Source organism: Stenotrophomonas sp. YJH_SMC_138, assembly GCF_059369855.1.
Genome location: NZ_JCAFTB010000002.1, coordinates 40,826 through 60,534, shown reverse-complemented (window position 1 = coordinate 60,534; position 19,709 = coordinate 40,826). Strand labels below are relative to the sequence as shown.

At 67.4% G+C, this 19,709-nt stretch carries 20 protein-coding genes and 1 pseudogene; 9 read left to right on the top strand and 12 right to left on the bottom strand.

Features of this window, described 5'->3' with window-relative positions:
• Positions 1-44: 44 nt before the first annotated feature.
• The gene (locus AC5P7I_RS05395; RefSeq protein ID WP_164077236.1) at positions 45-536 is read left to right on the top strand and encodes an REP-associated tyrosine transposase; all 492 of its coding nucleotides are present in this window, start codon (positions 45-47) and stop codon (positions 534-536) included.
• A gap of 92 nt (positions 537-628) precedes the next feature.
• Here AC5P7I_RS05395 and AC5P7I_RS05390 read toward each other — a convergent pair whose 3' ends face one another.
• From AC5P7I_RS05390 to AC5P7I_RS05380, 3 genes are read right to left on the bottom strand one after another with little or no spacing between them, the layout of a single operon-like run.
• Entirely contained in the window at positions 629-1,579 is a 951-nt protein-coding gene (locus AC5P7I_RS05390; RefSeq protein WP_014646226.1) for an aspartate carbamoyltransferase catalytic subunit, read from the bottom strand.
• A gap of 15 nt (positions 1,580-1,594) precedes the next feature.
• A complete protein-coding gene (gene ruvX / locus AC5P7I_RS05385) occupies positions 1,595-2,089 on the bottom strand; it encodes a Holliday junction resolvase RuvX (RefSeq protein ID WP_046429259.1) in 495 nt (164 codons plus the stop codon).
• Positions 2,082-2,648, bottom strand: a complete 567-nt coding sequence (locus AC5P7I_RS05380; protein WP_014646224.1) for a YqgE/AlgH family protein — start codon at positions 2,646-2,648, stop codon at positions 2,082-2,084. The genes ruvX and AC5P7I_RS05380 overlap by 8 nt, the downstream gene beginning before the upstream one ends.
• 91 nt (positions 2,649-2,739) lie before the next feature.
• Between AC5P7I_RS05380 and AC5P7I_RS05375 the strand changes: the two genes are divergently transcribed.
• Together AC5P7I_RS05375 and AC5P7I_RS05370 are read left to right on the top strand one after the other, a co-directional pair.
• A complete protein-coding gene (locus AC5P7I_RS05375) occupies positions 2,740-4,527 on the top strand; it encodes a DUF4153 domain-containing protein (RefSeq protein WP_164077237.1) in 1,788 nt (595 codons plus the stop codon).
• Complete coding sequence (locus AC5P7I_RS05370; RefSeq protein WP_262088352.1) at positions 4,524-5,069, top strand: DNA-3-methyladenine glycosylase I; 546 nt, start codon at positions 4,524-4,526, stop codon at positions 5,067-5,069. Before AC5P7I_RS05375 ends, AC5P7I_RS05370 begins: the two co-directional genes overlap by 4 nt.
• Before the next feature lie 60 nt (positions 5,070-5,129).
• Here AC5P7I_RS05370 and AC5P7I_RS05365 read toward each other — a convergent pair whose 3' ends face one another.
• Both AC5P7I_RS05365 and AC5P7I_RS05360 read right to left on the bottom strand, forming a co-directional pair.
• Complete coding sequence (locus AC5P7I_RS05365; RefSeq protein ID WP_014036228.1) at positions 5,130-5,837, bottom strand: YitT family protein; 708 nt, start codon at positions 5,835-5,837, stop codon at positions 5,130-5,132.
• Positions 5,838-5,947: 110 nt separating this feature from the next.
• Positions 5,948-6,160, bottom strand: a complete 213-nt coding sequence (locus AC5P7I_RS05360) for a DUF4287 domain-containing protein (protein WP_014646220.1) — start codon at positions 6,158-6,160, stop codon at positions 5,948-5,950.
• Between the two features lie 298 nt (positions 6,161-6,458).
• Here AC5P7I_RS05360 and AC5P7I_RS05355 point away from each other — a divergent pair, with 298 nt between their 5' ends.
• The gene (locus tag AC5P7I_RS05355; protein WP_014646219.1) at positions 6,459-7,355 is read left to right on the top strand and encodes a LysR family transcriptional regulator; all 897 of its coding nucleotides are present in this window, start codon (positions 6,459-6,461) and stop codon (positions 7,353-7,355) included.
• A gap of 59 nt (positions 7,356-7,414) precedes the next feature.
• Here the strand turns inward: AC5P7I_RS05355 and AC5P7I_RS05350 are convergent, their stop codons facing one another.
• From AC5P7I_RS05350 to AC5P7I_RS05340, 3 genes are all read right to left on the bottom strand, one after another.
• Positions 7,415-8,398: an aldo/keto reductase gene (locus AC5P7I_RS05350; protein WP_049405029.1), complete on the bottom strand. Its 984-nt coding sequence runs from the start codon at positions 8,396-8,398 to the stop codon at positions 7,415-7,417.
• A gap of 121 nt (positions 8,399-8,519) precedes the next feature.
• Positions 8,520-9,683, bottom strand: a complete 1,164-nt coding sequence (locus tag AC5P7I_RS05345) for a PilT/PilU family type 4a pilus ATPase (protein WP_042358565.1) — start codon at positions 9,681-9,683, stop codon at positions 8,520-8,522.
• A gap of 78 nt (positions 9,684-9,761) precedes the next feature.
• A complete protein-coding gene (locus AC5P7I_RS05340) occupies positions 9,762-10,799 on the bottom strand; it encodes a type IV pilus twitching motility protein PilT (protein ID WP_004147099.1) in 1,038 nt (345 codons plus the stop codon).
• A gap of 87 nt (positions 10,800-10,886) precedes the next feature.
• Between AC5P7I_RS05340 and AC5P7I_RS05335 the strand changes: the two genes are divergently transcribed.
• On the top strand, positions 10,887-11,564 hold the full coding sequence (locus tag AC5P7I_RS05335; protein WP_262088351.1) for a YggS family pyridoxal phosphate-dependent enzyme: 678 nt from the start codon (positions 10,887-10,889) through the stop codon (positions 11,562-11,564).
• An 18-nt stretch (positions 11,565-11,582) separates the two neighbouring features.
• The gene (gene proC / locus AC5P7I_RS05330) at positions 11,583-12,404 is read left to right on the top strand and encodes a pyrroline-5-carboxylate reductase (RefSeq protein ID WP_049440998.1); all 822 of its coding nucleotides are present in this window, start codon (positions 11,583-11,585) and stop codon (positions 12,402-12,404) included.
• A gap of 59 nt (positions 12,405-12,463) precedes the next feature.
• Here proC and AC5P7I_RS05325 read toward each other — a convergent pair whose 3' ends face one another.
• A complete protein-coding gene (locus tag AC5P7I_RS05325) occupies positions 12,464-13,339 on the bottom strand; it encodes a LysR family transcriptional regulator (RefSeq protein WP_262088350.1) in 876 nt (291 codons plus the stop codon).
• Positions 13,340-13,410: 71 nt separating this feature from the next.
• Between AC5P7I_RS05325 and AC5P7I_RS05320 the strand changes: the two are divergent.
• A pseudogene (locus tag AC5P7I_RS05320) lies at positions 13,411-14,040 on the top strand (short chain dehydrogenase); the annotation flags it as partial.
• A gap of 72 nt (positions 14,041-14,112) precedes the next feature.
• On the opposite strand, the gene soxR reads toward AC5P7I_RS05320, so the two are convergent.
• On the bottom strand, positions 14,113-14,547 hold the full coding sequence (soxR, locus tag AC5P7I_RS05315) for a redox-sensitive transcriptional activator SoxR (RefSeq protein ID WP_021202603.1): 435 nt from the start codon (positions 14,545-14,547) through the stop codon (positions 14,113-14,115).
• A 29-nt stretch (positions 14,548-14,576) separates the two neighbouring features.
• On the opposite strand from soxR, the gene AC5P7I_RS05310 reads away from it, so the two are divergent.
• Positions 14,577-15,998, top strand: a complete 1,422-nt coding sequence (locus tag AC5P7I_RS05310; RefSeq protein ID WP_014646212.1) for an MFS transporter — start codon at positions 14,577-14,579, stop codon at positions 15,996-15,998.
• Positions 15,999-16,085: 87 nt separating this feature from the next.
• On the opposite strand, the gene AC5P7I_RS05305 is transcribed toward AC5P7I_RS05310, so the two are convergent.
• The gene (locus AC5P7I_RS05305) at positions 16,086-18,107 is read right to left on the bottom strand and encodes an esterase/lipase family protein (protein WP_014646211.1); all 2,022 of its coding nucleotides are present in this window, start codon (positions 18,105-18,107) and stop codon (positions 16,086-16,088) included.
• Complete coding sequence (locus AC5P7I_RS05300) at positions 18,107-19,081, bottom strand: Lnb N-terminal periplasmic domain-containing protein (protein ID WP_014646210.1); 975 nt, start codon at positions 19,079-19,081, stop codon at positions 18,107-18,109. The genes AC5P7I_RS05305 and AC5P7I_RS05300 overlap by 1 nt, the downstream gene beginning before the upstream one ends.
• A gap of 171 nt (positions 19,082-19,252) precedes the next feature.
• Here AC5P7I_RS05300 and AC5P7I_RS05295 point away from each other — a divergent pair, with 171 nt between their 5' ends.
• Positions 19,253-19,657 carry a GFA family protein gene (locus tag AC5P7I_RS05295; RefSeq protein WP_014646209.1) on the top strand — a complete coding sequence of 135 codons (405 nt, stop codon included), beginning with the start codon at positions 19,253-19,255 and terminating at the stop codon, positions 19,655-19,657.
• Positions 19,658-19,709 lie beyond the last annotated feature (52 nt).

The following is a 19,709-nucleotide window of genomic DNA, read 5'->3' as shown; positions in this document are numbered from 1 at the left end:
ATTCCCCGATGTTCACTGGAAGCAGGCCCGTCCATGCTTGCTCCATGCAGAACACACGTCTCCTGCTCGGTCGTCGCTCCAGCATCGGCCTCAGCTATATCCTCACCGCCGTCGTCCATGACCGCGCGCCGCTCTTCACCAACGCCGCAGCGGCCGCCTTGGCAGTCCGCGAATTCCAGCGACTGGATCAGGAAGGCTTCACCCGCTCGATTGCGTACGTGGTCATGCCCGACCACATCCACTGGCTGGTCGAACTACGTGCGGGAACGCTGGAAACCGTCATGAAGCGTTTCAAGTCGCGCACAGCCCAGCAGGCAAACCGGTGGCTGGGGCGAGTCGGGCGCTTCTGGCAGGCCTGCTATCACGATCATGCGATCCGCTCTGACGAATCGTTGCACCGGCATGCGATGTACCTGATGGGAAATCCGATCAGGGCCGGGCTGGCGACGCGGCTTGGGCAATATCCCCATGCATGGTGCGAATGGGAGCTTGGGGCTTCGTGTGATCCGCTCGACAACTTGGGCGCGGATGGATAGTGCCAACCAAGGTTGGCATCTACCAGAGCGGTGCGCGGACAAGCCGCGCGGCAAGTGTGTCAACCAAGATTGACACCTACCAGAGCGCGTGGTCAGCCCAGCAGGGTTTCCAGCACGGCCATGCGCACGGCGACGCCGTTGGCGACCTGGCGCAGCACCCACGACTGCGGGCCGTCGGCCACGTCGTCGGTCACTTCCACGCCGCGGTTGATCGGGCCCGGGTGCAGCACCGCGGCATCCTTGCCGGCGCGCGCCAGGCGCTCGCGGGTCAGGCCGTACTGGGCGTGGTACTGCTCCAGCGACGGCACCAGGCCTTCTTCCATGCGCTCGCGCTGCAGGCGCAGCATCATCAGCGCGTCGACGCCTTCCAGCATCGCGTCGAAATCATCGCCGACCACGCAGCCCTTCAGGGTCTCATCGTCCGGCAGCAGCGACTGCGGGCCGCACACGCGGATCTCACCCACGCCCAGCGTGCGCAGCGCATGCAGGTCGGTGCGGGCCACGCGCGAGTGCTTCACGTCGCCGACGATCACCACTTTCATCTTCGAGAAATCCGGGCCCTTGGCCTGGCGCAGGGTCAGCATGTCCAGCAGGCCCTGGGTCGGGTGCGCGCTGCGACCGTCACCGGCGTTGATCAGTGCGGTGCCCTCGCCCGCCGCTTCTGCCAGTGCGGCTACCGCGCCATCCTCCGGGTGGCGCACCACGAAGCCGCGCACGCCCATCGCTTCCAGGTTGCGCAGCGTATCGCAGGCGGTTTCGCCCTTGCGGGTGGACGAGGTCGAGGCATCGAAGTTGAGCACATCGGCGCCCAGGCGCTGCGCGGCCAGCTGGAATGAGCTGCGGGTGCGCGTGGACGGCTCGAAGAACAGCGTGCACACCGCCGAACCGGCCAGCACGTGGCGCTTGTTGCCGACGCGGCCGACTGCGGCATCGCGGATCTGACCTGCCCGGTCAAGCAGCTGCAGCAGGGTCCCGCGCGGCAGGCCCTCCAGGGTCAGCAGGTGGCGCAGGCGTCCGGAGGCATCGATTTGCTGGGCGGTCATGGCGGTGTCGGGCAGTCAGGGAATGGGGGTGGCGTCGTCGGGGGACGACAGCCAGCGGTCGATGATCACCGCCGCGGCCACGGCATCGAGCGCGGCCGCATCACGGCGGCGCTTGCGCCCTTCGGCGCGCTCGACGGCGAAGCGGCGGGCGGCCTCGACCGAGCTGGAACGCTCGTCGATCATCACCACCGGCAGCTTGAAACGTTCCCGCAGCTGGCGGGCGAAGCCCTGCGCGCGCTTGCGGTTGGGTTGGTCCTGGCCGTCCAGGGTCAGCGGGTCGCCGACCACCAGGCCGTCGGGCTTCCATTCCTTGAGCAGGCGTTCGATCGCGGTCCAGTCCGGGCCATTGCCGTGCACATCGACCACCGCCACCGCGCGCGCATGCGCAGCGAAGGCACTGCCGATGGCCACGCCGATCCGCCGCGAGCCGACGTCGAAACCCAGAACGGTGCCGTCACGGCGGATCGCCGGGACAGCAGGAGCCGGTACGGGCGTGGCCGGCTCAGACATGGCCGCTGTAGTCGGTCAGCCGGAACAGGTCCACGCCGATGCGCGAGGCCGCACCCTGCCAGCGCTGCTCCAGCGGCAGCTGGAACACCAGCTCGGCATCGGCCGGCACGGTCAGCCAGCTGTTCTCGGACAGCTCGCTTTCCAGCTGCCCTGCGCCCCAACCGGCACAGCCGAGGGTGACCACGGCATTGGCCGGGCCTTCGCCACGCGCCATCGCTTCAAGGATGTCACGCGAAGTGGTCAGGTACAGGCCGTCACCCACGATCAGGCTGGAATCCCACGCCCGCGCGTCGTCATGGATGACGAAGCCGCGCTCGGGATGCACCGGGCCGCCGTTGAGCACCATGCGCGCCTGCAGGTCGCCGTCACCGGTGGTGATGTCCATCTGGGCAAGCACTTCACCCAGCGTGTACTCGGAAGGCTGGTTGACCAGCACGCCCATCGCCCCGTTCTCGTCGTGCTGGCAGATCAGCGCGACGCTGCGGGCAAAGGTCGCGTCGAGCAGCGACGGCAGCGCGACGAGGAGGTGATCGGCGAGGGAGGTCGGCGTTACAGGCATGGTCCCATTCTACCTGCTGGGGGCGGGATGGTCGCGCAATGGCGGCGAACCGCGATGGGCTAGGATGGTGCTTTGCCATGGAAGGTCATCGATGCAGTCTTCATCGCCCCTGACCCTGCCGGCACGCAGCGCCATCGTCCTGATTGCCCTGCTGCAGGGTCTGATGCTGTATGCCGCGCAGGAACTGTCCGATGCGTGGCCGTTCCGCGATATCGGCTGGCGCTACTGCTGGTACGCCTGGGTGCTGGCCATTCCCAGCGCGGTGGCGCTGAGCCTGGTCGAGCTGGGCCAGCGCCGCCTGTGGCTGCAGGCCGTGCTCGGCTCGGCGGTGGTGCTGGCGCTGGCCGCCTGGATCGGCTGGAACCTCACTGGCGAGACCGCGCTGGAGTCGAGCGCGCTGCAGTTTCCACTGACCCTGGGCATGGCCGTGGCGGTGTTCGTGGTGCTGCCCTGGTGGCAGTTCCAGCTGCAGCACGGGCACTGGCGCGCCAGCTACCCCGAGCTGTTCGAGCGCGCCTGGCAGAACGGTTTGACCCTCGCCCTGGCGGCACTGTTCACCGGGCTCACCTGGCTGCTGCTGTGGCTGTGGGCGGCGCTGTTCCAGCTGCTGGAGGTCACCGTCTTCCGCGACCTGTTCCGCCAGGATGCCTTCATTGCGCTGGCTACCGGCAGCCTGGCCGGGTTCGGCGTGCTGATCGGGCGCACCCAGCACCGCGCGATCCAGATCACCCGCCAGGTGCTGTTCGCGATCTGCCGCGGACTGCTGCCGCTGCTCTCGTTCATCGCCGTATTGTTCGTGCTGAGCCTGCCGCTTACCGGGCTGGAACCGCTGTGGAAGACCCGCTCGGCCGCCAGCCTGCTGCTGGTGCTGTCGCTGTTGCTGGTGACGTTCACCAATGCGGTCTACCAGCAGGGGGACGACACCGCGCCCTACCCCGTCGTGCTGCGCCGTCTGGTTGAAGCCAGCCTGCTGGCGCTGCCGGTCTACGCCGCACTGGCGCTGTACGCACTGGGGCTGCGCGTGGTGCAGTACGGCTGGACCGTGGACCGGTTCTGGGCGGTACTCGTCGCAGTGGCCGTGGCCGGCTATGCCGTGGGCTACGCGCTGGCGGTGCTGCGCCGGCAGCGCCGCTGGTTGCAGATGCTGGAGCCGGTCAACCGCTGGATGTGCTGGGCGGTGCTGGCACTGGCATTGCTGGGCAACTCGCCGCTGCTGGACCCGGTGCGGCTGACCCTGTCCAGCCAGCTGGCGCGCCTGCGTGCCGACCCGCCCGCGATCACCAGCAGTGACGTCAACGTGCTGCGCTTCGATCTTGGCCACCGCGGCGTGCGGGCGCTGCGCGAGCTGCAGCGTGATCCAGCCATCACCGCCGATGCCAACGCGCCACAGGTGATCGCTGCCGCGCTGGCACGTACCTCGCGCTGGGATGACGGCCAGCGCCTCGACAAGGGGCCGCAGGACGTCGTCGCCCTGCAGCGCGCGTTGAAGCTGGCCAAGGGATCCAGCTCGCCACCGGACGACTGGTGGCAGGCACTGGCCACGCGCGCGATCGATGGCGAATCCTGCGCCCAGAGCGAGCGCGACTGCCTGATCGTGCATCGCGACCTCGACGGCGATGGTACCGGCGAAGTGCTGCTGTGCGAGCTGTACACCATCCGTGGGCCGGACTGCGTGCTGTACGCACGTGGCAGGGATACCCACTGGCGCCGGGCCGGTTCGCTGTTCGGCACCGCCAGCGGCCAGGCCGAGGCGATCAACCAGGCGCTGCGTGATGGCAAACTCACTCTCGAACCGCCGCGCTGGCCGATGCTGTCCATTGGTGGGCGCCCCGCAGTGGCCATCGATCCCGAACCCGAATCCAGCGAGTCTTCCCCATGAGCGGCTACTGCCTCATCGCCCCGGGCCATCCGGTGCACGACTACTACCACGCCAATGAATACGGCTACCCGCAGCGTGACGAGCGCGAGCTGTTCGAGCGGCTGGTGCTGGAAATCAACCAGGCCGGGCTGAGCTGGGAAACGATCCTGAAAAAGCGCGAGGGCTTCCGCGCGGCCTATGACGGCTTCGATGTCGACCGCGTGGCGGCCTATGCCGAGCAGGACATCGAGCGCCTGCTATCGGACGCGGGCATCATCCGCAACCGGCTGAAGGTACTGGCCGCCATCCACAACGCGCAGGTGATCCAGCAGCTGCGGGCCAGTCATGGCAGCTTCGCGGCGTGGCTGGATGCGCATCACCCGCGCAGCAAGGCCGACTGGGTGAAGCTGTTCAAGAAGACCTTCCGCTTCACCGGTGGCGAGATCACCGGCGAGTTCCTGATGAGCCTGGGCTACCTGCCCGGCGCGCACGCCGAGGATTGCCCGGTGCATGCGCGGCTGCTGACGCTGTCGCCGCCGTGGTTGCAGGCCGCCGTCCGCTGAGGGATCTCCGCGCGTGGATGCCGGTAGTGCCGGCCGCTGGCCGGCAACCCCGTTGAACGGTCACACGCCCATGTAACGGCCGGGGCGGTGGTTGAACATCAGCACCAGGCTGAGCACCACCGCGCCGATGGCCGAGTACAGCACCTTCGATGGCGACAGCACGAAGAACGCGGCCACCATCAGGCAGGCGTCGTAGGACATCTGCACCTTGCCGGCGCTCCAGCCTCGGGTGCGCTGCAGGTACACCGCCAGGATGCCGATGCCGCCAAGGCTGGCGCGGTGTCGGATGAAGAACAGGATGCCGAGGCCGGACAAGGCACCACCGACGATCGCCGAATACAGCGGGTTGATGTGCGAGAAGTCGATCCAGCGCGGCAGCAGGTCGGTCAGCACGCCACAGGCGGTGACCGCAGCGAAGGTCTTCAGGGTGAATTCCCAGCCCATGCGCCGCAGCGCCACCCAATAGAACGGCAGGTTGACCAGCACGAACACCAGGCCGAAGTTCCAGCCCATCGCGTAGTGCAGCAGGAAGGCCATGCCCGCCATGCCGCCGATCATCAGCCCGCCCTTGGCGAAGATGGCCAGGCCCAGCGAGGCCACCATCGTGGCCAGCACCATGCCCTGCACGTCCTCGGCGATCGAGTGACGCAGCGCTTTTTCGTCGGCGGTGGTGCCAGCACTGTCGGGCGGCGGGGTCAGCGGACCGGCGGTGACCAGGTGGCCGTCAGCGTCGTCGCACGGCGCGGGGCCATGGGAAGGAAGGGACATGCGGTGGGGGAACAGCAGGTGGGGAGCGGTATTAAACACGATCTGCATGACAGTTGCAGATGAAATCGTTCAGCTGAATGCGCCTCGCACTGCCCCGGGCTCGGCGCTGCTCAGCCCTTGCCGGCGAGATGGTGAGCCACCAGTGCGTTGGCATGGCCATGGCCCAAGCCATGTTCACTCTTCAGGAAGCTGACCAGTTCCATGTGTTTCAGGCCCTTCTTCCCGGCCAGCAACCCGAACCAGTGCGCCACCGGCTGCCCGTAGGTCTTCTCGATGGAGGGGAAATACGAGGCCGGGCCTTTCGGCTTGGTGTCAGTGCTCATGTGCAGCTCCCGTTGAAGTCATTCATTCGACGAACCACAGACGCAGAAATCGACACACCCAAACGTCCGACCCCGCCTCGCCCGACAGGCCGCAGCCAACTGTCGAAGGCGGGGTGGGTCCGGTTGAGGGGGTGTGAGCGGCATGGATGCCGCGACCAAGCCCCCATGGATGGGTTTACGGCGTCCCCCTCAACCGGGCCCACCCCGCCATCTCACGGATAGCCAGTTTTTGAAGTTGACGTGGCCGTTGACGTTGCTTCGGCAGGTGCCGGGCGCAGCCCGGCCGTATCATTCCAGCATGCCCCGCGAAAACCTCAACGACCTGCAGGCCTTCGTCCACGTTGCCCGCGAGGGCAGCTTCACCCGGGCCGCCGCCCAGCTGGGCGTGTCCCAGTCCGCGCTCAGCCATGCCATGCGCGGCCTGGAACAGCGCCTGGGCGTGCGCCTGCTGACCCGTACCACCCGCAGCGTATCGACCACCGAAGCCGGTGCCCGCCTGCTCGACACCCTGGGCCCACGCCTGGCCGAGATCGAGGACGGGCTGGCCGCGCTGGCCGAGTACCGCGAACGCCCGGCCGGCACCATCCGCATCAACGCCACCGGCCATGCCGCCGAGTACATCGCCTGGCCGCGGCTGGCGCCGTTGTTGCAGCGTTATCCGGACCTGAAGGTGGAACTGACCACCGACTACGGCCTGGCCGACATCGTCGCCGAGCGCTACGACATCGGCATCCGCCTCGGCGAGCGCCTGGCGCGCGACATGGTCGCGGTGCCGATCAGCCCGCCGCTGCGCATGCGCGTGGTCGGTGCACCCAGCTACTTCCGCCAGCACGTGGTGCCGCAGCATCCGGACGACCTGGCCAAGCACAACTGCGTGACCCTGCGCCTGCCTACGCATGGGGGACTGATGCCGTGGGATTTCGGCCAGGATGGCAACGAACTGAGTGTGCGCGTTGGCGGGCAATGGACGTTCAACACCATGGGCATGACCCGCGCCGCTGCGCTGGCCGGCAGCGGACTGGCCTGGCTGCCGGAAGACCAGGTGCAGCCGATGCTGGACGATGGCCGCCTGCAGTCGGTGCTGGACGACTGGTGCCCGCACTTCGATGGCTACTACGCGTACTACCCGTCGCGCCGCCACGTCACCGTGGCGATGCGCACGGTGCTTGATGCGCTGCGCGGGCCGCTGGGGTGAGGGGCAAGGCGTGCGGACCAACGGTGCGCACCCACCAACGGTCCGCACCCAGCTGGTGATCAGCCCTTGGCCTGGGCGGCGCGCTGCGCGTTGTAGCGCTCGCCGACGATCGACACTTCGTCCAGCGCCTGTGCGATGCGTTGCAGCTCCTCCGGTGCCAGCTGCAGGTCGGCCGCGCCCAGGTTTTCTTCCAGGCGATGGATCTTGGTGGTGCCTGGGATCGGCACGATCCACGGCGCCTGTGCCAGCAGCCAGGCCAGCGCCACCTGCGCCGGCGTCGCGCCCCGTGCTGCGGCAATCGTACTGATGCGATCCACCAGCGCCTGGTTGGCGCGGCGCGCCTCCACTTCGAAACGCGGAACGCTGTTGCGGAAATCGTTGGCATCGAAGGTAGTGTCGGCGTTGATCGTGCCGGTGAGGAAGCCGCGGCCAAGCGGGCTGAATGGCACGAAGCCGATGCCCAGTTCCTGCAGCGTCGGCAGCAGTTCGCGCTCCGGTTCGCGCCACCACAGCGAGTACTCACTCTGCACGGCGGCAACCGGCTGCACCGCATGCGCGCGACGCACGGTGGCAGCGCTCGCCTCGGACAGCCCGAAGTGGCCGACCTTGCCTTCGGCGATCAGGTCGCGCACGGTGCCAGCCACATCCTCGATCGGCACGTTCGGGTCGACGCGGTGCTGGTAGAACAGGTCGATATGGTCGGTGCGCAGGCGCTTGAGGCTGGCTTCGGCAACGGCACGGATATTCTCGGGACGGCTGTCCAGGCCGTCATCGGTGCGCGCGCCCTTGAATCCGAACTTGGTGGCAATCACCAGCCTGTCGCGGTAGGGCGCCAGCGCGCGGCCGAGCAGGTCTTCGTTGGTGTACGGACCATACACCTCGGCGGTGTCGAAGAAGGTCACGCCGCGCTCGACGGCGGCCTGCAGCAGGGCGATGCCCTGGCCCTGCTCCACCGGCTGACCGTAGGCATGGGTCAGGCCCATGCAGCCCAGGCCGAGGGCGGAAACCTTCAGGCCACTGCGGCCCAGTTCGCGTGTCTGCATCGTCGTGCTCCAGAGGGGGAGTGATGACGATACGCCTGTCGTGGCGCTGGATTGAGCCAGCCCGGCCGCAGTCGGTCATGACCGGAATTCATCAATCCAGCCACGACCGATACCGGCCAGGTCAACGGATCTCCGAGATCTCCACGCCGTCCAGCCCCTGCGACAGGGTACGTGCGTCGCCGCCCTGGCTGAGCTTGATGCGCAGGCGCACCTCGTTCTGCGAATCGGCGTAGCGCAGCGCGTCCTCGTAGCTGATCTCGCCGGCCTGGTACAGCTCGAACAGGCTCTGGTCGAAGGTCTTCATGCCAAGCTGGACCGAGTCCTTCATCACTTCCTTCAGCTTGTGGATCTCGCCGTCGCGGATGTAGTCCTGCACCAGCGGCGTGCCCAGCAGGATCTCCATCGCCACCTTGCGCGAGCGGCCATCGGGCGATGGCACCAGCTGTTGCGCGACCACGCCCTTGAGATTCAGCGACAGGTCCATCAGCAGCTGGTTGCGGCGGTCTTCCGGGAAGAAGTTGACGATGCGGTCCATCGCCTGGTTGGCGTTGTTCGCATGCAGGGTGCACAGCACCAGGTGGCCGGTTTCGGCGAACGCGATGGCGTGATCCATGCCTTCGCGGGTACGCACCTCGCCGATCATGATCACGTCCGGCGCCTGGCGCAGGGTGTTCTTCAGCGCGGCTTCCCAGCTGTCGGTATCGATGCCGACCTCGCGCTGGGTGATGATGCAGCCCTCGTGCTTGTGCACGAACTCGATCGGGTCTTCGATGGTGATGATGTGGCCGGTCGAGTTCTGGTTGCGGTAACCGATCATCGCTGCCAGCGAGGTCGATTTACCGGTACCGGTGGCGCCGACGAACAGGATGATGCCGCGCTTGGTCATCGCCAGCGTCTTGATGATCGGCGGCAGGCTCAGTTCTTCCACGGTCGGAATGCGCGTCTCGATGCGACGCAGCACCATGCCGACCTGGTTGCGCTGGTAGAAGCAGCTGACGCGGAAGCGGCCGACGCCGGACAGGCCGATGGCGAAGTTGCATTCGTGCGTCTTCTCGAATTCCTCGCGCTGCGCCGGGGTCATCACGTTGAGGACCAGGTCGCGGCTCTGCTGCGGCGTGAGCGGGGTCTGGGTGATCGGCGAGATCTTGCCGTTGACCTTCATCGCCGGCGGCATGCCGGCCGTGATGAACAGGTCCGAGGCGCGCTGGTGCGCCATCAGCTTGAGGAACGAAGTGAAATCGATGGTGGTCGCGGTGCTGTTCACGGCGGGCTCCCAAGAGGGCATTTACCAGGAAACGGTCGGTGGAGGAAACGGCACGGGGACGGCGCCGCACTGGTGCACGCCGCCCGTGGTTGTCCCGCCTTACTCGAACAGGCGCTTGTCCTTGGCGTACTCGCGGGCCTGGTTGCGGGTGATCAGGCTGCGCTTGACCAGGTCCTGCAGGTGCTGGTCCAGGGTCATCATGCCGTACTGCTGGCCGGTCTGGATGGCCGAGTACATCTGCGCCACCTTGTCTTCGCGGATCAGGTTGCGGATGGCCGGGGTGCCGACCATGATTTCCCACGCTGCGGTACGACCGCCGCCAACCTTCTTCAGCAGCGCCTGCGAGATCACCGCACGCAGCGACTCGGACAGCATCGAACGCACCATCGGCTTTTCGCCGGCCGGGAACACGTCGATGATGCGGTCGATGGTCTTGGCCGCCGAGCTGGTGTGCAGGGTTCCGAACACCAGGTGGCCGGTTTCCGCGGCGGTCAGTGCCAGGCGGATGGTTTCCAGGTCGCGAAGTTCGCCCACCAGGATGATGTCCGGGTCCTCACGCAGTGCCGAGCGCAGCGCTTCGTTGAAGCCATGCGTATCGCGGTGCACTTCGCGCTGGTTGATCAGGCACTTCTGCGAGGTGTGCACGAATTCGATCGGATCCTCGACGGTGAGGATGTGGCCGTATTCGTTCTTGTTGATGTAGTCGATCATCGCCGCCAGCGTGGTCGACTTGCCCGAACCGGTGGGACCGGTCACCAGGATCAGGCCCTGCGGTTGCTGGATCACCTCGCGGAACAGCGGCGGGCAGGCCAGGTCCTCGAGGGTGAGCACCTCGGACGGAATGGTACGGAACACCGCACCGGCGCCACGGTTCTGGTTGAACGCGTTCACACGGAAGCGCGCCAGCGACGGGATCTCGAAGGAGAAGTCCACTTCGAGGAATTCCTCGTAATCGCGGCGCTGCTTGTCGGACATGATGTCGTACACCAGCGCATGGACCTGCTTGTGGTCCAGGGCCGGGATGTTGATCCGGCGAACGTCGCCGTCCACGCGGATCATCGGCGGCAGGCCTGCGGACAGGTGCAGGTCGGACGCTTTGTTCTTTACGGAAAACGCCAGCAGTTCGGCGATATCCATGAGCGGCTACTCCCCAATAACGGCTTCGACTGGAAGGATCTTTCCCCGGGCGGCAGTATAGCCTCCTGATTCAACGGAACGCGTTACGTGGCCACTCCCCTGCCCCAGATCCTGAGCAACCTGCATGCCGCCGCCGAGGCGGCCGGCCGGCCCGATCCGCGCCTGCTGGCCGTTTCCAAGACCCAACCGGCCGAGGCCGTGGCCGCGCTGGCCGCGCAGGGCCAGCAGGCCTTCGGCGAGAACTATGTGCAGGAAGCGCTGGCCAAGATGCAGGCGCTGCAGCACCTGGCGCTGGAGTGGCACCTGATCGGCCACCTGCAGTCGAACAAGGCCGAGGCCGTGGCCACCCACTTCGATTGGGTGCAGAGCGTGGACCGGCCCAAGCTGGTGACGGCGCTGGCGCGCCATCGCCCGGCAGCGCGTGGTCCGCTGAATGTGCTGATCCAGGTCAACATCGACGATGAATCCAGCAAGCACGGCTGTGCGCCGGAGGATGTCGAGGTGCTGGCCGCTTCGATTGCCGCCGAGCCCACCCTGCGCCTGCGTGGCATGATGGCGATTCCCGCGCCATGGCCCGAGGCGGAACGCCGTCGGGATGCGTTCGTGCGCATGCGCACACTTTTCCAGTCGCTGGCCGCCCAGCACGCGCAGGTCGACACGCTGTCGATGGGCATGAGCAGCGACTACGCCGACGCCATCGCCGAGGGCGCCACTTTGGTGCGCATCGGCACCGCCCTGTTCGGCGCGCGTCCTCGCCCGGCCTGATCTTGCAAGGAGAGTTTCATGACAGCTGATTCCATTACCTTCATCGGCGGCGGCAACATGGCGCGCAGCCTGATCGCCGGCCTGATCCGCCAGGGCGTGCCCGCCGCACACATCCACGTGGCCGAACCGGTTGCAGCACTGCGCGAGTCGCTGGCCACCGATTTCGGCGTGCAGGTGCACGACAATGCCGCCGATGCCGCCGCACAGGGCCGCACCTGGCTGCTGGCGGTGAAGCCACAGGTGCTGCGCGAGGTCTGCCAGTCGCTGCAGGCACTGGCCCAGGCAAGCCGGCCACTGGTGGTGTCGATCGCCGCCGGCATCACCAGCGCGCAGCTGGAACGCTGGCTGGGTAGCAATCTGCCGGTGGTGCGTGCAATGCCCAACACGCCGGCCCTGCTCGGCGCCGGCGTGACCGGCCTGTATGCCACGCCGTCGGTGGATGCACAGCAGCGCTCGCAGGCCGAACAGGTATTGGCCAGTGCCGGCCGTACCGTGTGGATCGAGCGCGAGGCGCTGATGGATTCGGTCACTGCCGTGTCCGGCAGCGGGCCGGCCTACGTGTTCCTGCTGGCCGAAGCGATGGAAGCGGCGGGCATTGCCCAGGGCCTGCCGGCCGACGCCGCGCGCACGCTGGTGGTGCAGACCCTGCTGGGCGCTTCGCGCATGCTCGATGAAGCCGGCGAAAGCCCGGCCGAGCTTCGCCGCCGTGTGACCTCGCCGAACGGCACCACCCAGGCCGCGATCGAGAGCTTCCAGGCCGGTGGTTTCGAAGTGCTGGTGGACAACGCGCTGCGTGCTGCGCAGGTGCGCGGGCAGGAATTGTCTGCGGCGAATGATTGATCCCGATGTGTGCCGACCAACGGTCGGCACCTACCATCATCCACGCATGGCGTGGATGCTCATTGCCCAAATGTGGCCATGACGAAATCCACGAAGCACTGCAGCCGCGGGCGCGGCCGTCGATCCGGCAGGTAGATCAGATGCATCGGTCGCGGTTCGGGCAGGTAGTCGCGCAGCAGCGGCTTCAGGCGCCCTGCTGCGATCTCCCCCGCCAACAGCGCGGTGGGCTGCAACACCAACCCGGCCCCGGCCACGGCGGCTTCGCGCAGCGCGAACCCGTCGTTGCAGGTCAGCCGCGCCTCCCAATCCACCTGTTCACCGTTGGCCAACTGCCAGCCATGGCCACCACGCCAGGCAAGATGGCTCAGGCAATCATGCCCCTGCAGGTCCGCCGGCGTGCGTGGCGTGCCGCGCCTGCGCAGGTAAGACGGCGCCGCGCACAGGCTCATCGCATACGGCGGCAGCGGCCGCGCCACCACCTCCTGTGATGGCAACGGCCCGACCCGGATCGCCACGTCGAAGCCGTCCTCGATCAGGTCCACACGGCGGTTGCTCAGATCCAGTTCGATGTTCAACTGCGGCTGCGCGCGCAGCAGGCCGGCCAGCTGCGGCGCCAGCACGCAGCTGCCCCAGGTGGTCGGCGCACTGACCCGCAGCAGGCCACGCGGCTGTACCTGCAGACCGGCCACATCGGCCTCGGCCTGCTGCACCTGCTCCAGCACTTGCCGGCAGCCGGCCAGATAGGCGCTGCCGGCTTCGGTCAGGCGCTGGCGGCGGGTGTTCCGTTGCAGCAGCGCGGCACCCAGATGCGCCTCCAGCTGCTGGATGTACTTGCCCACCATCACCGCCGAGACCTGCAGCTGTTCGGCGGCGCCGGCGAAGCTGCCACGCTCGGCCACGGCAACGAAGGCCTGCATGCATCGAAGGGTATCCATTACTAATCCTTAGTTAGGAATCTGCGAATCATACGCCGCTTACCTAACCCCATTGTGAGGGCGCAGACTGCGCTCACTCCCTTACGCAAGGAACGGCCATGAAGATCCTCCTCGTTGGTGCCAGCGGCACCCTCGGCCAGGCAGTCGCCCGCCAGCTCGGCCAACAGCATCAGATTCTCGCCGCCGGCCGCAGCAGCGGCGAACTGCGCGTGGACCTGACCGATGACGCCAGCGTCGCCGAACTGTTCGCACGTACCGGCCCGGTCGATGCGGTGATTTCCACCGCCGGCAAGCTGCACTTCGGCCCGCTGCAGCAGATGACGCCGGCGCAGTTCAACCTCGGCCTGCAGGACAAACTGCTGGGCCAGGTGAGGCTGGCACTGGCCGCGCAGCATCATCTCAACAGCGGCGGCTCGATCACCCTGACCAGCGGCATCGTCAGCGCACAACCGATCCGCGACGGCGTCAACGCCACCTCGGTGAATGCCGCACTGGAAGGCTTCGTGCGCGCAGCCGCACTGGAGCTGCTGCCGCGCGGCCTGCGCATCAACGTGGTCAGCCCGAACGTACTGATCGAATCGATGGCCGCCTACGGCCCCTACTTCCCGGGCTTCGAGGCGGTAAGCGCACAGCGCGCGGCACTGGCCTTCCAGCGCGCGGTGGAAGGCATCCAGAGCGGCGAGACGATCACGGTCTGGTAAGAAAAAGGGGACGGAGGGGATTAAGTCGCAAGTGCACAAACGACATAATCCCCTCCGTCCCCTTTTTGTCGCTCACTCCCAGCGCATCGGGCCGTCGCCGCGTTCGCCGAGGACGTCGCCGGGATTGGCCAGGCGGCAGTGCTGCAGCGACAGGCAGCCACAACCGATGCAGCCGGTCAGTTCGTCGCGCAGCAGCTGCAGCATGTGGATGCGCTCTTCCAGCTCGGTGCGCCAGCGCGCGGACAGCCTGGCCCAATCCGCTTTGGTCGGTGCGCGTCCGTCAGGCAGGCTTTCGAAGGCACGGCCGACTGCTTCCAGCGGCATGCCCACCCGCTGCGCCACGCGGATCACCGCCAACCGGCGCAGCACGTCCCGGCTGTAACGACGTTGGTTGCCCGAGGTGCGCAGGCTGCTGATCAGCCCCTTGCGCTCGTAGAAATGCAGTGCGGAAACGGCCACGCCACTGCGCTGGGAGACCTCGCCAACGCTGAGTTCCTGGGATGCCATTGCTTGACCTCAACTACAGTTGAGGTGGCATGCTGCTATCTTCGCCGCCCGTTGACAAGCGCGGCCTGCACCTGACCCGTATGACCCCGACCCTCTCTCCCGCCGACACCCACCTGCCGGCTGACAGCTCGATCCTGTCCGCGCGCTACCGCGCCACGACCATCGGCATGGTCGCACTGGTCGCGCTGCACGCCTTCGAAGCACTGGCCGTCGCGGCCGCGATGCCCACCGTGGCCGAAGCACTCGATGGACTGCGCCTGTACGCGCTGGCCTTTGGCGGCACCCTGGCCACCAGTGTGATCGGCATGACCCTGGCCGGGCGCTGGGCCGATCGCCACGGCCCCGCGCGGCCACTCTGGTACGGCCTGGGCTGCTTCGTGCTGGGCCTGCTGCTGGCCGGCTTTGCGACGCGCATGGGCATGCTGGTGGCCGGGCGCCTGATGCAGGGCCTGGGCGCGGGCGCGATTTCGGTCTCGCTCTACGTGATGGTCGGCCGCAGCTACCCCGAGCACCTGCGACCGAAGGTGTTCGCGGCGTTCTCCGCAGGCTGGGTGGTGCCCTCGATGGTCGGCCCGGCGTTGAGTGGCCTGATGGTGCAGCACCTGGGCTGGCGCTGGGTATTCCTGGCAGTGCCACTGCTGGCGATACCGGCCGCACTGCTGCTGCGCCCGGCACTGGCGCGCATGCAACCTCCCGTTGCGGTCTGCAACGATGGCGAACGCAGCAACGTGGTGCGCTGGGCCTCTGGCGCCTCACTGGCCGCACTACTGCTCTACGTCGGCGGCCAGCAACAGGGCATGGCCGCCCTGCTCTGCATCGGCGTGGCGATGCTGGCGCTGCTGTTCTGCGTGCATCGGCTGCTGCCGGCCGGAACCCTGATCCTGCGCCGCGGCCTGCCCAGCGTGATCGCGTTGCGCGGCATTGCTGCAGCGGCGTTCTTCGCCTGCGAGGCCTATCTGCCCCTGCTGCTGCAGCGCGAACGCGGGCTCTCGCCCAGCTGGGCAGGCGCCGTGCTCAGCCTCGGTGCGCTGGGCTGGTTCGCCGGTTCATGGCTGCAGGGCCACCAGCAGCGTGGCTGGTCACGCCAGCAGCTGCTGCGCGTTGGCACGGTGATGATGACGTTCGGCATCGCCGCAACGCTGTCGGTGCTGTTCAACCCGATGCCGCTGCCGGTCGCGCTGGTCGGCTGGGCCGTGACCGGCTTCGGCATGGGCATGATCTACGCCAGCCTGTCGGTGCTGACCCTGTCGCTGTCAGCACCGCATGAGCAGGGTGCCAATACCTCGGCGCTACAGCTGAGCGAGGCGTTGTCGGTGACCACCGCGCTGGCCGTGTCCGGCGCGTTGTTCGCCATGTTCGTGGAAAGCGCGCCGCACACCGGCTACCTGCTGTGCCTGGCCATCACCTTCGGTCTGGCGGTGCTGGCCGCAGTGATCGCGCGGCGGGTGTAGCGCCGCCGGATTCCGGTAGTGCCGGCCGCTGGCCGGCAACCTCCGCGCACGCGGGAATCCGATGATGGCGACGGCCAGAGGCCGGCATTACCGTGTACCGGCTCCCACATCATCGATATCCCGATGCAGGATGCGGCGCACTTCCAGCACGGCCTGCGGGGTCTCCTGCACGCTGTGGCCGGAAATGATCACCTTCTCCGACAGCGCGCCCGGCAGATGCGCGCTCCAGTACGGCACCAGCCCGTCATCGGACTTCTCCACCGGCAGCTCCGGCTTGCGCTGGGCGATGATCGAGTGGTACTTCAGGCCCGCTTCGATCGGCAGCTGTGCGGCGGCCTTCACGAACGGATCGCTGGCCTTGAGGTTGTCGATGCTGTTGGGAATCTTCGGCTTGGCGGTGCCGTCGACCTGCTGCTCGGCCTGTGCCAGCGCCATGAACACGTCCTCGAACTTGCCGAGAATGGTCAGCGGCAGGCGTACCAGGCGCCCGATCAGCCGCCCGACCTTGTTGCCTGCGATATCCGTGCCCTGGTGCGGCGCGGCGATGAAGATCGCGCGTTCCACGTTCGGCTGCGCCTTGAAATGCAGCAGTGGCCCCAGCTTGGCCTGCACGCGCTTCAGCCGCTCGCCCTTCAGGTCATAGTTGGCCAGCAGGTCATCCCACAGCACATCACCCGAGTCGCTCACCAACAGCCGCGCGAGCACGCCGCCCATGCTGTGGCCGATATAGACCATGTCCTTCGATGCGCGTGTGCTGCCGTTGGGGTCGAAGTGCTTGAGCGTGTCATTGAACGCGTTGGCGATCTCGTAGCGGTTCAGCGCGATCGGTGCATTGGTCGGGTAGTAGACCTGCCACACCTGGAACTGCTGGCGCAGCTCGGGGTCGCCCATGATCTCGTTGGCCAGGTTCACCCAGGCTTCCGGGCTGCTGGCCAGGCCGTGCAGCATGAAGATGATGCGGCGGTTCGGGTCCCAGGGCTGCATCAGGTAGATGTGCGGTTCGCCGATGCCCTCACTCATGCCGAACAGGGTGCGCAGTGACTGCCGGGCGAAGCCACTCTGCGCCAGCCACAGGCCGTAGGCAGCGGTGAAATTGCCGGCCAGCGGCACCTGTTCGCCGTGCAGGGTGATGCGTTCAGTGGCCTCCGGCGAATAGGCGTCCAGTTCAACCCGGCGCGTGCGCATCACGTCTTCCAGGCTGCTGCCTTCGAAACGCAGCAGCGCGGTGACGTTGATCGAGGACATCTCGCTGAATTCCGGCACCGAATCGTCATGCCGATGGCGGCGGCCACGGCGCTCGTCGTCGGCATCATCCGCCGCTGTTTCCGCCTTCGGCCCATCGCCCGCGATCACCGGCGCGACCAGCTTGGGCGGGTCCATCACCATCACCAGCTCGGCACCGAAGCCATCGCGGCGATAGGTGCTGCGCAGGCCGACGAAGCTGACCGTGCCGGCCGGCACCAGCTGCGCCGGAATGCTCTTCAGGTTCAACTGCTGGTAGTTGGAGGCCAGCGACCAGCTGCCGACCGAGATCGGCTTCGTATAGTCCTCGCCGGCCAGTGCCGCTGCACGCGCGCGCACGAACAGCACCACCGCCGCCTTCTCGGCGGCGTAGTTGTAGTAGTCGCGCACCTGCGTCTGCCGGTCCTCGAAGGCGCGGTCGGACGGCGAGCGGCCGCTGTAGAACAGGTAGGCATAGGCATAGCGCGCGGCTTCCAGCCAGGCATCCAGCGCCGCGTCGCTCATCGGCGGATCGCCGGCGGCGGTCTTCTTCGGCGTCAGCGCCAGCGCGGCCTTCACCCACAGTTCGGACAACGCCGACAGCCGCTGCTCGACGTTGAGGTCATCGGTCATCAACAACGTGCTGCGGCAGACCAGGAAGTCCTTCTCGCACTGCGACTCATCCAGGCCCGCCGCGCTGAGCGTCTCGCGCGCGGCCGGGCTGAGCTTGCCGGTGTTGAGCACATCGGCGCGCTTGTTCACCAGCGAATCGCTGGACTTCACCTGCTTGACAGTCACCATCGCGCAGCCGCTGCTGCCCAGCAGCAGGAAGGCGGCGAACAACACCGGCAGCGCGCGCTGCCAGCGGATCAGGAAGAGTCGGGTCATTACTGCGGGTCCTGCTCGGTGCCAGGCACGCCCTGGCGGATCACGGTGGAGAAGTGGTCGCCGCTGCCCAGGTCCAGCGCACGCTGGGTGATGCGGCCCTTGTCATGCAGTTCGGCATAAGGCACGCCCGGCGTGAGCGCGCCGACCTCCTGTGCGTATTCGGCCAGGTAGCCGGACAGCAGCAGGCGGTAGTCCAGCGGCAGGCGCGGCGCGATGTGGCGGGCCAGATCGAAGACGATGGTGGTGCAGTTGCTGGTGAGCGTGTTGTAGAAGCCCGGCTTCGCATCCAGTTCGCGCGCCTGCGCGATGTACGCGGCGAACAGTTGCTTCAGTTGCGCCTGGTCCATGCCGTGCAGGCGGTACAGGTAGACATCCTCGCCACGCGCGTTGGTGCGGGTGCGGATGATGTCGGTCTCCTCCGCGGCCACCAGGGTCATCTCGAATTTGCGGAAGAAGCCGCCCAGCGCCGAGAACGATTCGCCGCGTTCCTTGCGGATCTCCAGCGAGAACACCACGTGGCGCCCATCCTCGAAACCGAACGAGATCAGGGTGTGGGCGATCGCCGGGCCCATCCAGTACGACAGCACCAGATCGGCCGAGCGGAGTTGGTCCAGGTCGTACGCGCGGCGCACCCAGTGCGCGTCGTAGTCGGTCTCGCTGCGCCAGGTGAAATCACGCACGTTGTCGAGCACCACGTGGCGCCCGTCGAAGGACACCACGTGCAGGCGCTGGGCCACGTCATCGGCCCAGACGCGGTCCTGGCGCGGGGTGAGCAGCAGCCACCACAGGCCGGCCAGCGCCAGCGACGCGCCGAACGCCATGCCCAGGCGACGATGGCCACGGCCACGCGCGACCTGCCACGACGCCCACAGCGCAACCAGCAGCCACAGCACCGCAATGCCATTGGCCAGCCAGCCCGGCCCCGGCATCTGATAGGCCAGCAGCCCGGTCACCCACAACGCTGCCAGCGCCATGGCACTTCCCGTCATCCAACGTCCTGCGGCTCTCACTGGCATCCTGTCGCGGTCCCGAAGCCGCATAGTTAGCCACAAGCGGGTTCACCGTGGCATCTACGGCCCGTTCAGGGACCGCGGCGCACCGTCTGCGGCGGTCCATGCGGCCAGGTTCACCTCACAGGAGCAACGATGGGCATCACTTCCGTAGCCGGCGTTCCGGTCCAACCCCAGCACCGCGCCACCTGCCACTGCGGCACGGTCGAGCTGTTGCTGGACCTCCCGGACGGCATCGTCGACCCGCGCCGCTGCGACTGCTCGATGTGCCGGCGCCGGGGTGCCATCGCCGCCAGCGTCCCCCGCCAGGGCCTGCAGGTGGTGCGCGGGCAGCATCACCTGCAGAAGTACCAGTTCAACACCCATGTGGCCGAGCACTACTTCTGCGGGGTGTGCGGCATCTACACCCATCACCGGCGCCGCTCCAACCCCGACCAGTACGGCTACAACGTGGCCTGCCTGGAGGGCATCGACCCGTTCGCGCTGGGGGTGATCCCGGTCAGCGATGGGGTCAACCACCCATCAGACCGCACCGGCTAGTGGCGCGTGCGCCGCGGTGGCGTGGCCACCTTCTGCCAGGGCGCCATGCCGC

Bases quoted from the DNA above. Each gene is read 5' to 3' on its own strand.
- AC5P7I_RS05390 (WP_014646226.1), bottom strand. From the start codon at position 1,579: ATGACCGCCCAGCAAATCGATGCCTCCGGACGCCTGCGCCACCTGCTG.
- AC5P7I_RS05305 (WP_014646211.1), bottom strand. From the start codon at position 18,107: ATGACCCGACTCTTCCTGATCCGCTGGCAGCGCGCGCTGCCGGTGTTG.
- AC5P7I_RS05350 (WP_049405029.1), bottom strand. From the start codon at position 8,398: ATGCAGACACGCGAACTGGGCCGCAGTGGCCTGAAGGTTTCCGCCCTC.
- AC5P7I_RS05370 (WP_262088352.1), top strand. From the start codon at position 4,524: ATGAGCGGCTACTGCCTCATCGCCCCGGGCCATCCGGTGCACGACTAC.
- AC5P7I_RS05295 (WP_014646209.1), top strand. From the start codon at position 19,253: ATGGGCATCACTTCCGTAGCCGGCGTTCCGGTCCAACCCCAGCACCGC.
- AC5P7I_RS05365 (WP_014036228.1), bottom strand. From the start codon at position 5,837: ATGTCCCTTCCTTCCCATGGCCCCGCGCCGTGCGACGACGCTGACGGC.
- ruvX (WP_046429259.1), bottom strand. From the start codon at position 2,089: ATGTCTGAGCCGGCCACGCCCGTACCGGCTCCTGCTGTCCCGGCGATC.
- AC5P7I_RS05325 (WP_262088350.1), bottom strand. From the start codon at position 13,339: ATGGATACCCTTCGATGCATGCAGGCCTTCGTTGCCGTGGCCGAGCGT.
- proC (WP_049440998.1), top strand. From the start codon at position 11,583: ATGACAGCTGATTCCATTACCTTCATCGGCGGCGGCAACATGGCGCGC.
- AC5P7I_RS05395 (WP_164077236.1), top strand. From the start codon at position 45: ATGCAGAACACACGTCTCCTGCTCGGTCGTCGCTCCAGCATCGGCCTC.
- AC5P7I_RS05340 (WP_004147099.1), bottom strand. From the start codon at position 10,799: ATGGATATCGCCGAACTGCTGGCGTTTTCCGTAAAGAACAAAGCGTCC.
- AC5P7I_RS05375 (WP_164077237.1), top strand. From the start codon at position 2,740: ATGCAGTCTTCATCGCCCCTGACCCTGCCGGCACGCAGCGCCATCGTC.
- AC5P7I_RS05380 (WP_014646224.1), bottom strand. From the start codon at position 2,648: ATGCCTGTAACGCCGACCTCCCTCGCCGATCACCTCCTCGTCGCGCTG.
- AC5P7I_RS05310 (WP_014646212.1), top strand. From the start codon at position 14,577: ATGCTGCTATCTTCGCCGCCCGTTGACAAGCGCGGCCTGCACCTGACC.
- AC5P7I_RS05345 (WP_042358565.1), bottom strand. From the start codon at position 9,683: ATGCCCTCTTGGGAGCCCGCCGTGAACAGCACCGCGACCACCATCGAT.
- AC5P7I_RS05300 (WP_014646210.1), bottom strand. From the start codon at position 19,081: ATGGCGCTGGCAGCGTTGTGGGTGACCGGGCTGCTGGCCTATCAGATG.
- AC5P7I_RS05360 (WP_014646220.1), bottom strand. From the start codon at position 6,160: ATGAGCACTGACACCAAGCCGAAAGGCCCGGCCTCGTATTTCCCCTCC.
- soxR (WP_021202603.1), bottom strand. From the start codon at position 14,547: ATGGCATCCCAGGAACTCAGCGTTGGCGAGGTCTCCCAGCGCAGTGGC.
- AC5P7I_RS05355 (WP_014646219.1), top strand. From the start codon at position 6,459: ATGCCCCGCGAAAACCTCAACGACCTGCAGGCCTTCGTCCACGTTGCC.